Annotated in this window: 11 protein-coding genes; 6 read left to right on the top strand and 5 right to left on the bottom strand. The window is 66.8% G+C overall.

The features are described from left to right. Nucleotides 1-9: 9 nt before the first annotated feature. Nucleotides 10-1200, bottom strand: coding sequence for a low temperature requirement protein A (locus tag JWN03_RS29545; protein WP_297621892.1), 1191 nt, complete (start codon nt 1198-1200; stop codon nt 10-12). Nucleotides 1201-1350: 150 nt separating this feature from the next. Between JWN03_RS29545 and JWN03_RS29540 the strand changes: the two genes are divergently transcribed. The 3 genes from JWN03_RS29540 to JWN03_RS29530 are packed head-to-tail and all read left to right on the top strand — an operon-like array spanning nt 1351 to nt 3466. Next, nucleotides 1351-2082, top strand: coding sequence for an ABC transporter ATP-binding protein (locus JWN03_RS29540; RefSeq protein WP_297621891.1), 732 nt, complete (start codon nt 1351-1353; stop codon nt 2080-2082). Beyond that, the gene (locus JWN03_RS29535; RefSeq protein ID WP_297621889.1) at nt 2079-2867 is read left to right on the top strand and encodes an ABC transporter permease; all 789 of its coding nucleotides are present in this window, start codon (nt 2079-2081) and stop codon (nt 2865-2867) included. The genes JWN03_RS29540 and JWN03_RS29535 overlap by 4 nt, the downstream gene beginning before the upstream one ends. Further along, nucleotides 2864-3466 carry a TetR/AcrR family transcriptional regulator gene (locus JWN03_RS29530; protein WP_297621888.1) on the top strand — a complete coding sequence of 201 codons (603 nt, stop codon included), beginning with the start codon at nt 2864-2866 and terminating at the stop codon, nt 3464-3466. Before JWN03_RS29535 ends, JWN03_RS29530 begins: the two co-directional genes overlap by 4 nt. Here JWN03_RS29530 and JWN03_RS29525 read toward each other — a convergent pair. The 4 genes from JWN03_RS29525 to JWN03_RS29510 all read right to left on the bottom strand — a co-directional run bounded on the left by JWN03_RS29525 (nt 3447) and on the right by JWN03_RS29510 (nt 8224). Continuing rightward, nucleotides 3447-4724, bottom strand: a complete 1278-nt coding sequence (locus tag JWN03_RS29525) for a hypothetical protein (RefSeq protein ID WP_297621887.1) — start codon at nt 4722-4724, stop codon at nt 3447-3449. The two genes, JWN03_RS29530 and JWN03_RS29525, sit on opposite strands and share 20 nt — an antisense overlap. A 296-nt stretch (nt 4725-5020) precedes the next feature. Next, entirely contained in the window at nt 5021-5242 is a 222-nt protein-coding gene (locus JWN03_RS29520; protein WP_297621886.1) for a Trm112 family protein, read from the bottom strand. Between the two features lie 10 nt (nt 5243-5252). Continuing rightward, nucleotides 5253-5951 (bottom strand): GtrA family protein, encoded by a 699-nt coding sequence (locus JWN03_RS29515; RefSeq protein WP_297621885.1) that lies wholly within the window; start codon nt 5949-5951, stop codon nt 5253-5255. Next, complete coding sequence (locus JWN03_RS29510) at nt 5948-8224, bottom strand: hypothetical protein (RefSeq protein WP_441343080.1); 2277 nt, start codon at nt 8222-8224, stop codon at nt 5948-5950. Before JWN03_RS29510 ends, JWN03_RS29515 begins: the two co-directional genes overlap by 4 nt. A gap of 284 nt (nt 8225-8508) precedes the next feature. On the opposite strand from JWN03_RS29510, the gene JWN03_RS29505 reads away from it, so the two are divergent. The 3 genes from JWN03_RS29505 to JWN03_RS29495 all read left to right on the top strand — a co-directional run bounded on the left by JWN03_RS29505 (nt 8509) and on the right by JWN03_RS29495 (nt 12255). Continuing rightward, on the top strand, nt 8509-9537 hold the full coding sequence (locus JWN03_RS29505; RefSeq protein ID WP_297621911.1) for a glycosyltransferase: 1029 nt from the start codon (nt 8509-8511) through the stop codon (nt 9535-9537). Continuing rightward, nucleotides 9527-10666, top strand: coding sequence for a dTDP-4-amino-4,6-dideoxygalactose transaminase (rffA, locus tag JWN03_RS29500; RefSeq protein WP_297621884.1), 1140 nt, complete (start codon nt 9527-9529; stop codon nt 10664-10666). The genes JWN03_RS29505 and rffA overlap by 11 nt, the downstream gene beginning before the upstream one ends. An 86-nt stretch (nt 10667-10752) precedes the next feature. Further along, nucleotides 10753-12255, top strand: coding sequence for an HNH endonuclease signature motif containing protein (locus JWN03_RS29495; RefSeq protein ID WP_297621883.1), 1503 nt, complete (start codon nt 10753-10755; stop codon nt 12253-12255). The last annotated feature ends 317 nt before the right edge of the window (nt 12256-12572 follow it).

Raw genomic sequence — 12572 nt, 5'->3', positions numbered from 1 at the left:
AGCGTTTGGTCACTCTCGCGGGCGGCGCGCGACGAGAGTCGCACGGCTCAGATACTTGCCTGCGTCGCCCTCGCGAATGCTCATCAGATCGTCGGCGATGACGAGGCCGTAGCCGACCACCACCAGCACGGCGAGCTGCCCCCACGCTACCCAGGCCATACCGATCGGCGCGGTCGCCATGACCGCGACGGCGGCGATCAGCCGCACCCACGGGCGCGGCAGTCCGAGCACTCGGCGGAAGAAAGCCTGCCCGACGAAGTACAGCGCCACACCACCCGAAAGTGCCAGCGCGGCAGCCTTGCTCGCCGCTTCGTGACCGTGCGCAATGGTCATGCTGATACCGGCCGCGGTCAGAATGATGCCGACCAGCAGTAGGTAGAAGGCGTAGTCGTAGCCGGCGACGGCGGCCTGGGTGCGCTCCGCGGTGGGCAGCGCGCCGAGGGCGTGCTCACCGCGCTCGTCGTCGAGGCCGAAAAACGCCCACCACAGCACGTAGACCAGGGTCAGGCCGAGCGCGACGGTCGCGACCATCCCGACCGTGATGTCCTGTCCCGCGAGCCCGGTGCCGATGGCCACCACGGATTCGCCCAGCGCCACGATGATGACCAGGCCGTGCCGCTCGCAGAAGTGGCTGACCCGCACCACGAATCCGCCGCCGTGCACCAGATACGGCGAGAGGATCTGCACCGCGAGCGCCAGCGACCACAGCAGGTAGCGCGGCCAGCCGTGAATGCATCCGCCCGCCAGTACCAGCGCCGCCGAGAGCGCGTTGAACGGGCCGATCCGCCGAATCCCCGCCGCACCGTCCGTGCCCGAGGTCGCGAACATCAGCGTGTGCACAATATTGATCAGCACATACGCGAGCCCGAACGCCAGCCCCGAGCCGGTGAACGCACCCGGAATCGACAGCGCCAGCACGAAGAATCCGAACATGCCGATGAGCAGCCAGGTGCGCCGATTGGAGCTGTCGGGGGCCACCTCGTTGGTCAGCCAGACATATCCGGCGTACATCCACCAGATGACGCCGAACATGAGCGCCACCTGCCCGAGCGCCGCCCACCCCGGATGGTGGGTGAAGGCATGCGTCAGCTGGGTGATGGTGAAGACGAAGACGAGGTCGAAGAACAATTCCAGGGTGGAGGCCCGCAATTGGCCACCCTCGGCCGCGCTCTCCTGAGCACCGGGATTTTCGCTGGTCACGCAGCAGAGCGTAGAGGGGCACCGGCCCGTTCGGCATCCCGACCAGCCGGTTCGATACGAAGTGCCGCGCCCGGGGTCTTGCCATCCCCGGCTCTCGGGCGCACAATTCATCACGTAGTGAATTCAACACTCGATGAATTGAGGGTGACCGTGACGGCACCGAGCTCATCGCCCGCCATAGCCATCGAGCACCTCCGGGTGGATCGCGGCGGACGCCAAGTACTGCAGGACATTTCGCTGACCGTGCCGAAGGGCAGCATTACCGGGCTGCTCGGGCCGTCGGGCTGCGGCAAGACCACGCTCATGCGCAGCATGGTCGGCACCCAGCTCACCGCGGCCGGCACCGTGCGGGTGCTGGGCGACGAAGCCGGATCACCCGCGCTGCGGCGGCGGGTCGGTTATGTGACCCAGGCGCCGAGCATCTACGACGATCTGTCCGTCGCCGACAATGTCTCGTATTTCGGTGCGATGTACGGATGTTCGGCAGCTGAGGTCGAAGCCGCGATTTCGGCGGTGGGGCTCAGCGAGCATGCCGGGAATCGGGGCAATCAACTCTCCGGCGGGCAGCGGACCCGGGTATCGCTGGCGTGTGCGCTGGTATCGGATCCGGAGCTGCTCGTGCTCGATGAGCCGACCGTCGGACTGGACCCGGTGCTGCGCGCCGATCTGTGGACGCAGTTCGACGCGCTGGCGAAGCAGGGCCGCACGCTGATCGTCTCCAGTCACGTCATGGATGAGGCCGAGCACTGCGATCAACTGCTGCTCATGCGTGAGGGGCGGCTGCTGGCGCAGCTCAGTCCGGACGAATTACGCGCCGAAACCGGCGAATCCAGTCTCGAGAACGCCTTTCTCGCGCTGATCCGAATGGGAGAGAAGTCGTGACCGCCACCCTGTCGCGCCCGGCCGGGCCGAAGCCGTTGCGCTGCTATATCGCCACTACCGTGCGGATTCTGCGCCAGCTGCGCGCGGACCCTCGTACCGTGGCGATGATTCTGCTGGTACCCGCACTGCTGATGACGCTGCTGTACTTCGTGTACAAGAACTATCCGGCGATACCGGGTGCGCCGCGCCTGTTCGACCGGATCGGGATCACCATGCTCGGGGTGCTGCCGTTTGTGGTCATGTTCCTCATCACCGCGATTGCCATGCAGCGGGAACGGGTTTCGGGCACGCTGGAGCGGCTCATGACAACGCCGCTGTCGAAGCTGGATCTGCTGGGCGGTTACGGGACCGCGTTCTCCATCGCGGCGGCGGCTCAGGCGGCTATCGCGTGCGGGGTGGCGTTCTGGCTGCTGGATCTGCAGGCGGCCGGCAGTCCGCTGCTGGTGGGATTGATCGCGGTGGTCGACGCGGTGCTCGGCGTCTCGCTGGGGCTGCTGGCAAGTGCGTTCGCGCGCACCGAGTTCCAGGCCGTACAGTTCATGCCCGTGATCGTGCTGCCGCAGTTCTTCCTGTGCGGGCTGCTGGTACCGCGCGGGCAGTTGCCCGGCTGGCTGGAGGCCGTCAGTAATGTGCTGCCGCTCAGCTATGCGGTGGATGCGCTGCAGCAGGTGTCCACGCACACCGGCGTCACCGGCCTGATGTGGCGCGATCTCGCGGTTGTCGCCGGATTCGCCGCTGTCGCACTGGGTCTCGGCGCGGCGACCCTACGACGGCGCACCGCATGAGCGACGGCGGCAATGCCCGCACCGGGCGGCGGCCCGGCCAGTCCAGCACCCGGGAGGCGATTCTCGACGCCGCCCGGGTGCGGTTCGCCGAGGTGGGATTCGACCAGGCGTCGATCCGATCCATCGCCACCGCCGCGGGCGTGGATCCCGCACTGGTGCACCACTATTACGGCACCAAGCGGGAATTGTTCGCCGCCGCACTGGAATTGCCCATCGATCCGCAAGTGGTGCTGGCGCAGCTCGCCGCCGCACCGCTGGATCAATTGGGCGAGACGATAGTCCGGGCAGTGGTGGGCATCTGGGACTCCCCCATCGGCACCCCCGCCATCGCCGCGTTCCGCAGCCAGCTGGGCAGCACGGACCCCGCGCTGGCACGCACCTTCATCCTGGACGTCGTCCTCAAAGAGATTCGCACCAGGGTGGATTCACCGCCCGGCACCGGCGCCAAGCGCGCGGTCCTGGCCGCCTCCCAGCTCGCCGGGCTGATGGTCACGCGCAAGCTGCTGCGCATCGAGCCGATCGCCTCCATGTCGGTGGACGAACTCACCGCCCTCGTCGGCCCCACCTTGCAGCGCTACTTCACCGGCGATCTTCCGTAGCCGGACCCTGCGGCGGAGGCGTGCTCCAGCCCTGTTGCTGCGGTGGCGCGCTCCAGCCGTGCTGTGGGCTGCCCGGCACACCCCAACCCTGCGGTGGCCCACCAGGCGCGAATCCCCCCTGCGGGGGCACTCCGGGCGCATAGTCGCCCTGCGACGGCTGCTGCGGCACACCCCAACTCTGTGGCGGCGCACCTCCCTGAGGCGGTCCGCCCGGCGCGAACCCTCCCGGCGGAGGCGTGAATCCGGCTTGCTGGGGCACTCCGGGTAGATAGCCGCCCTGCGGCATCGGTTGCGGGGCAGCACCGTAGGGAGCGCCGGTACGGGGACCAGTCGAGGTCGCGAGCACCGTCAGTACCAGGACCACGAGTGCGACCAATCCACCTGCTACCAGCAACCAGAAGCCAGCTCCGAAGCCACCCAACGTGACAGTGTTGTTCAGTATCTGCTGGTCCACCACATCCAGGACCAACATCCCACCGGAGGCGAAACCCAGTGCGGCACCGACGGATGCCAGCGGCCGACCGAGCCGGGCCTGACCGGTGAACAAGACGATCGCGGCAATGACCGCGGTGACAGCCGAAATGACCAGTGGCACACCCTGCAATTGCGTGTCATCCGAGATCCACCACGTGGTCATGTCGAAACCGCTGAGCAGTTTGAAAAAGGAACCGGCCATCAGCAACACCGAGAACAGCTTCGACAGCAGACCCGCGGTCACATCCAGACCCGAAGGTCGCGGCTTCCTCGGCCGTCCGAAGGGGTCAAGCTGCGGTTCGTGAGCAGAAGGCGACGCGGCCAGTGCGGTGAACGAACTCGTAAGTGCGCCAACGGAGACCAGTAGAGTCACGATGAGCGCCCAGTAGCCTGGCCCCAAGGTGGCGTGCGTGTCGTCGCCGACAACCATCAGCTGCGTACCGATATCGAACGTCAGGGTCAGGCTCACTCCGACCGCCAAACCCGCCGCTGCCGCGCCCAAACCACGCACCCGCCGGCTACGCCTCCCGAGCCCGGCCAGCAGCAGTCCTGCCGCCACGATGGCCACGACCGCCGCGAGCACAAATCCGATCCCGAGTACCTGCCCGGGCGATTGCGGTCCGGGGCTCAGCTGGACAGAATTATGGAATTCCCATGGCCGCCACTGCGATGTGTAGGACGGTAGATCGATAGTCGGTTGTCCACCAGACTCGAACGTCATCAGTGTCAGAAACGACGCGACGACGAAAAGCACCGCCGCGAAACCGAGCAGCCCCGCGGTCACTCGATCCGCAACGCGCCCAGGTAACGGGGCATTCGGGACCGCTCCAGGCGGGGGCTGCACCCACTGCGGCGACTGACTACTCGAAAATCCGCCGGAGCCATACTGATTCGGATGCTGACCGGGCGGCGGAAAGGTGCTCACCACCGCACACTATGCCATCGGCCACGTCCCGGCTCGGCGCAAGTCGGCCGCCGATCCCATTGCCTGGCCACAGAACTCAGCCCTGACAAGCTAGGCGACTTAGCCCGGCGCAGGGCGCAGCAACTAGCGCCGCGACCGATGCGGCCCGGGCGGGCTCAGCCCTGGGCGATGAAGGTCAGGTGCTCTTCGTCGCTGACGTCGCGGGCCTCGTCGGCGAGCAGGACCGGGATGCCGTTGTCGACGGGGTAGGCGCGGTGCAGGCGCGGGTTGTAGAGCACGGTGGCGCCCTGGTCGTCACGGACCAGCTGCAGCGGCCCCTTGTCCTGCGGGCAGGCGAGCAGGCTGAGCAGGGTGGCGTCCAGGATTTCCTCCGACATGATCGACAACCTACCGGTCCGCCGGGGCGAGCTCAGCATCGTGGGGGCTGCGGCGGAACGAAATATGCCGATGGCCGAAGAAACTGCCGAACGCGACCAGGCCCATGACCACCACGGCGGCGGGCTTGCTCGGCGTGTGCAGTACGGAGACGGCGAATTGCAGCAGCGCCATATTCAGCACCATGCCGACCAGGTTCACGCCGACGAAGGCCACGAAGTCCCGCATCAGGTGCCCGCGCACCCGGAACACCAGGGTGCGATGCATGACGAAGGCCACCACCATGCCGACGGCGTAGGCCAGCGCCACTGAGAGCGCCGCGGCGACATCCTTGGAGACGACGCCGTCGAGCACGGTCAGCCAGACAATGGTGAGCACCATGCCCATCACCGTGTTCAGCCCGCCGACCAGGGCGAAGGCGACCTCCTGCCGCCGCACCAGGCGCAGCAGCGGCCCGGCCGGAGCGCTGTCCGGCTCCCCCGCAGCGGGCTGCCCCGGATCGATTTCGGCGCCCGGCAGAGTCACATCGCGGACCGGCCGCGTCGCCCTGCCGTCCGGCGGAGTCGCCCTGCCGTCCGGCGGAGTCGCCCTGCCATCCGGCGGAGTCGCCCTGCCGTCCGGCACGATGCCCCGGCCGTGCGCGACACCCCCGTCCGGGCCGTCGGGCACGGCGGTTCCGGAGGCGGTTATCGAGCCGTCGGTGGTGGTCACGAAATCGAGTCTACGAGTTCGCGTTTCGGGTCCGGATCAACCAGCTCCGGCAGGTCGGTATCCTCGCCGCCGTCATCACCGCGGCGACGCGTGCGGAGGTAGAGCCATTCCAGGACTCCGAGCCCGGCGAGACCGAGGGCGGCCGAGCCGATTCCGATCTTCCAGCCCGGCGGACGCCAGGTGAGTTCGAGTTCGGCATTGGACGTGCCCGCCGGGATATCCACGGCGACAAAGGACTTCGCGACCGTGGTGAACGGGATGGACTTGCCGTTCAAGGTGACCCGGTAGCCCGGCCAGCCGAGCCGGGCGAAGACGATGCGCCCACCGGACTCGGACGAGACGCGCACCTTGCTGGTGGCGTCGGTCTCCGAAATCGAGGTCGCGTCCACATTGCGGGCATCACCGATACGCCCGTCGACGGTGGAGATCAAGCCGTTGTCACGTTCGAGGACCCAGATGTACTTCTGGTGCCCGGGCGCGTCGACGAAATGCCAGCCGTCCGGCGCGGGCTGATTGCCGGCATCGGGGAACATGGCCTTCTGCAGCACGATTCGATCGATCAGCATGAGATCGGCGAGGGTGCGGCCGGTGGTCGGCTCCGGGGTGAACATGCGGCGATACGAGTCGGGGCAGACACCGCCGTCCCAGATCATGCAGAGCATTTCGCCGAAGTAGAAGTAGCCGTTGGGCGTATAGCCGTTGACGTAGTTCTGCTCCAGATCCTTGGCGTAATTGCCCCACACCAGCGACCCGTACGCGCCCTCGAGGCTCTTGTCCGCGGGCTGCACCAACCCGCGATCACCGAGCTGAAGTGTGGTGCCGCCCTGGAACTTCGGGAATGCGGCCTTGGCCTCTTCCCGGTTCGCGGGCAGGTTCCAGGACATCGGTGTGGGCTGCACGCCCAGCACCTGGAAGTAGGCGATCGGGAACATGGCGACAATGGTCAGCGCCACCGCGGCCGAGATGCCCCGGGTGCGGGCCAGCCACACCACGGTGGCGCCGAGCAGCCCCACCACGACGGCCGAGAGCACATGCCACAGCACATCGTGCGGATCGGCGGAGAAGGTGCGCACCCACAGCGCCAGGATCAGCACACCCGCCGCGATGCTGCGATTGCGCCAGCCGCGCACGGTGCCGAATCGGCCGAGCAGTACGCACACCAGCACCAGCAGTCCGAGGGCCAGCATGGGCAGTACGCGGGCAGGCCAGCGCAGCGGTCCGATGGTGCCCGGCCCGGCGGTCCACATGAGCATGATGATCGCGAACAGCGCGAGCGAGGTGAATTGCTTCCACTGCGCGCGGGCGGCATGCCAATCCACGAAGGCCAGCGCCGGGATCAGGAACCACGCGATGTAGACCATGGGCAGCGGCTGCACGTAGCCCCACCACGAGTTGAACGCGGGCAGCGTGCTCGGCAGGCTGGCATTGAGCGATTCCGACCACGGCACGGTCAGGAACTGGTCGTTATTGATCTGCGAGTTGCCTCGCCAGCTCACCTGGGCCGACAGCATGCTGGGCAGGAAGGTGATCAGACCCGCCGCGCCCGCGCAGGCGGCAGCCGCGACCAGGCGCGCGAGCGGCATCCAGGAGACGCGGCCGCGCCAGACCAGTTCACCGACCGCGACGGCGACCAGCATGATCGCCGCTTCGACCGCCGGGAAGACGTACTGCACCGAGATGGCCAGGTACAGGAAGACGAAGACCGAAATGGGCCCGCTCTTGCCGCGTGCGTAGCGAACCGAAGACGCCCACGCGTGAATCATCCACGCGGTGCCCGTCATGGCGGTGAACCAGCTGGCCTCGTCGAAGAACAGGAAGAAGCCGGTGAACGGGAACGCGACGCCCGCCACAGCGGCCCACTGTGGCCGGCTGTTGTAGGCCAAGCACACTCGGTACACGCCGAGCCCGGCGATGATCGCGAAGATCACTTTGACGATGGTCGCGTAGACCGCGAGGTTCGGCACCGAGGGCGCGATCAGATCGATCAGCAGCTGCGGCGGGTTGAAAAGCCCCGCCTCCTCATTGGTGTAGTTGCCGGACATCCACTGCTCCGGGCGCAGCAGCGGGAAGTCGCCGTTGCGGAAGGCGCGACCGAAGAACACCCATAGTCCGCTGTATTGGGATTCGGTGTCATCGGTGTAGAAGTGGCGGGCGTTGGCGAGCAGGACCGCTATGTAGCCGAGCGTCACACCGATCGCGGTGACGAAGCCCCAGCGGTACACCTCGCGCCTGGCCGAGCGCTCCTCGGGCTCGGGTCCGGTGGTCTCTGCCACCGTCGAAAATGCACTTTCCACCACGAGTTCCAGACCCTACAGGGCGTCGCGTTGGCTGGCATCAGGCTGTGCGGCAATGATGTTGTGGTGATCATCCGCTGCCCCGAAAGCTGCTACCTGCACCGTGTTAGAGTTCAGCGCGGCTCGGGCTCTGTCGTTCGGCGTGAAGTACCGGCACGCACCGTCATCGAAAGTCGATTCAGCTGATGCCGATTCCCCCCGCACACACCCCTCGGCCCCGGGCCGCTGCGAACGTCACCGCCGGTCCCTCCGGACCCGCGCGGGTGCACGCCGTGTCCGTGGTCGTACCGGTGTACCGCGGCGAGGACACCATTGCGGCGCTCGTCACCGAACTGGACAAACTGAGCGGGACGGTCACCTCGCCGGCCGGTGCGAAGTTCCAGGTGGACGAGATCATCCTGGTGCACGATCACGGTCCCGACCGCTCCGATGTGGTGCTGCAGGAACTCGAGCAGACCTACCCGCAGGTGCGCGTCGTCTGGATGAGCCGCAATTTCGGGCAGGACGCGGCGACCATCGCGGGCATGGCGGCCGCGGGCGGCGACTGGACCGTCACCATGGACGAGGACGGACAGCACGATCCGGCGTTCATCGGTGAATTCCTGGATGCGGCGATGCGGGAGCGCGCCGATCTGGTGTACTCCAAACCGATCAATACCCGGCCGCACGGCTTCCTCCGCAATATCACCTCGCGGGGCGCGAAGATCGTGCTGGCAACCCTCTTCGCCTTCCCCGATTCCACCCGGTTCGAGAGCTATCGGCTGATTCGCGGCGATATCGCGCGGCAGCTGGCACAGGTGGCATCGAACGGCGTGTATCTGGATGTGGCGCTCACCTGGGTGGTGAGCGATGTGGCGCAGGTGCCGGTGCAGTTGCGCGCCGAGGGCCGCGAGGAGTCGGGGTACAACTACCGGCGGTTGTTCTCGCTGTTCTGGAAAATGGTGCTGTGCAGCGGAACTCGCGGCCTGCGGCTGGTGAGCATGCTGGGGGTGACGATCGCGCTCGCGGGCGGTGTAATGGCCGCGTGGGTGGTCTATCACGCGCTCACCGACAGCGGCGACGATCCGCAGGGCTGGGCCTCGCTCATGACGGTGCTGCTGCTGGTGTCCGGCGCGCTCCTGTTCTCGCTCGGCCTGATTGCCGAGTACCTCGGTGTGGCGCTACACGTGCTCGTGGGCAAACCGCTGTATTTGACGGTAGATTCGCCGACACCGCGCCCGGCTGAGCAGGCGCACAAGGATTTCCGGTACAGCAACGCAGGAACGAGGGGGATCGACCCGGGTGAGCACTGACCGCATCATCTTCAGCCGTCCGTTCCGCGCCACGCGCGAATTGGCGAATGTGGAGGCCGTGCTGTCCTCCGATCACAGCCACGGCGACGGCCCGTTCACCGCGTCGGCCACCGCGAAACTGCGCGACATCACCTCCGCGCCGTACGCACTGCTGACCACCTCGTGCACGCACGCACTCGAAATGGCCGGGCTGCTACTGGAACTCGGACCCGACGACGAAGTGATCGTCCCGAGCTTCGCCTTCACCTCCACGGCGACGTCGATGGCATTGCGCGGGGCGACAGTCGTTTTCGCCGATATAGATCTCGAAACCGGCAATCTGGACCCGGAGTCGGTGGCCGCGGCCATTACCCCGCGCACCAAGGCCGTGGTGATCATTCACTACGGCGGCGTAGCGGCGGATATGGAAGGGCTGCAACAGCTCGCGGACGCGCACGGCGTCGCGCTCATCGAGGACAATGCGCACGGCCTGGGCGGGCATTGGCGCGGCCGGCCGCTGGGCACCATCGGCACCGTCGGCGCGCTGAGTTTCCACGATACGAAGAATGTGCACTGCGGCGAGGGCGGCGCACTGCTGCTCACCGATGAAATCCTCATGGCGCGTGCGGAAATCGTACGGGAGAAGGGAACTGACCGAGCGCGGTTCCTGCGGGGCGCGGTGGACAAGTATTCATGGCAGGACATCGGGTCCAGCTATCTGCCCAGTGAACTCAATGCCGCGGTTCTGGATGCGCAGTTGTCGGAGTTCGACACCATTCAGGCCAATCGGCACCGGGTATGGGACTCATACGCCGCCGCTCTTCCGGAGTGGGCGGGTCGCAATGACGTCCGGCTGATGACAGTCCCCGACGACCGCGACCACACCGCACACCTGTACTTCCTCCGCGTACCCACCGAGGCGCGGCGCGATGACCTCATCAAACACCTGGGCGCCCAGGGGATCTCGGCCCCGTTCCATTACATTCCGCTGGATTCCAGCCCAGCCGGCCTGAAACTCGGCCGCACACCGACCCCGTGTGTCCGTAGTGCGGAATTCTCCGGGACCATTGTGCGCCTGCCGCTCTGGCCTGGGCTCACGGAGGAACAGATTGCGCGAGTTGTCGAGGGCGTCACCAGCTTCACTGTCTAAAAGATAAAGACTGAAGATTCTGAATAGCCTTGTATCACAATGGAATTGACCTTTCCGGGTCTGTTTTCCAGCGGTAGAATAGAGGCATGGAATCAAGGGGAGAATCCGCAATCGCGACCGGTGCGCAAGCGCTGGTCGCGGCGGTCGACACCCTCACCGCGCTGTCGTTGATTCCGGTGTCGGACACCGACATCGTGACCTTGATGCAGCAGATCGAAACCAGCACCCGCCGGTTGGCGTCGGTGACCCAGGACCTGATCGTGCAAGCCTGCACCCGCTCCCTGCCCACCCGCAACGGTTCCGCCAGCCCGGCCCTGTATTTGCAAGCGGTGCTGCATATTTCGCACGCGGATGCGATCAACCGGTGGCGTGCGGCGGAAGATCTCGCGGTGTGGCATCGCGTCGGCGACGAGGCCGATCCGGCCCCGGTCCTGCCGTGCGCCGCCCAGGCCTTGGACGAGGGGGCGATCTCCCTCGATCATGTACGAGTGATCCGCCAGGTCATGAACCGGTTGCCCGGCAAGGTCGCTCCCGAAGCTCGCGCCTACGCCGAACAACAACTCGCTCAGCAGGCCCGTGCCTTGGATCCGACACAGTTGCCCAGGATCGGGGAGAGGGTCCTGGGATTCCTCGACCCCGACGGCACGCTCACCGAGGACACCGACCGGCAACGCTTGCGCTCCGCGAGTGTGAGTCCGCAACGCTACGACCTGATGTCCACCCTCACCGTCGAGCTGACCCCCGACGCGCGCTCAGCGTTCGACGCCGTCATGGCCAAACTCGCCCGCCCGGGCATGTGCAACCCCGCTGACAAGGAAAGCCCGTGGGCCGACGACGGTGAGCTGCCCCGGGACCTGGTGGAGGCGTGCGCGGCCCGGGACGAGCGCACCAAGGTACAACGCCAGCACGATGCGTTGCTGGCGGTGCTGCACCCGGACTTCAACCCCGCCAAGCTGGGATCGCATCGCGGCCTGCCGGTGGCGACGATCCTGACGATGAGCATCGAGGACCTCGAACGCGCCGCGGGGGTGGCCACCACGGCCACCGGTGGCCAGGTGCCGGTGGCGGACGCGGTGAAGTTGGTGGCTCGCCGTTCGAAGACGTTCGTGCTGGTGAAGAACAAGGACGGCATGCCGTTGCACATCGGTGAGGCCCGGTTGGCGAATCCGGCACAACGGTTGGCGTTGATCGCGACCGAACGCGGCTGCACCCGCCCGGGCTGCACGGCACCGTCGAGCATGTGCGCGGTGCATCATGTGACCGAGTTCAGCAAGGGCGGCAAAACCGACATCGAAAACCTCACCCTGGCGTGCGATCACTGCCATGCCCTGGTCAAGGACGGCCCGCGCGGCTGGACAACGATCAAACTGGGTCAGGAGTCAGACTTCCCGGGCCGCACCGCCTGGATCGCCCCGGCGCATGTCGACCCGACCCGGGCTCCGCAGATCAACCACCTCCATCACCCCGGTGAGATGCTGACCGCCGCCCCACCATCGGTGCGGACCCGCAGTTTCTGTAATCCGGTGCGCCCGCAACCGGTTCAGGACCGGATCGCCCGCCGGACCTCCACACCCTCACCGCGACAATAGGTCCCCCACCCCCCGTGGCACCGACAGGTTGATCCTGTCGGTGCTAGAGGTCGTTGCCCGGCGTGGTTCGTCCGTTTCACCGCACCCTGCGGGATTGGTTCGCCCCGCCGGACCGCAATACCCCACCGCGACCAGAGGATTCCCGACCCCCGGGTGCCACCGACAGATTCACCCTGACGGTGGCACAGGCCGTGGCCCGGCCTGGCTCTTCCGTCTCACCGCACCCCTCCGGAACTGGTCCGCCCCGCCGGACCGCAATACCCTGCCGCGACAATAGATCCCCCGGCCCCCGGTGCCACCGACAGATTCGTCCGGCC

The sequence above is a fragment of the Nocardia sp. genome, assembly GCF_025465275.1.
In the GTDB taxonomy this organism is placed as follows: domain Bacteria; phylum Actinomycetota; class Actinomycetes; order Mycobacteriales; family Mycobacteriaceae; genus Nocardia.
The sequence above is the reverse complement of the archived record's forward strand: the minus strand, read 5'-3'. Positions and strand labels throughout refer to the sequence as shown.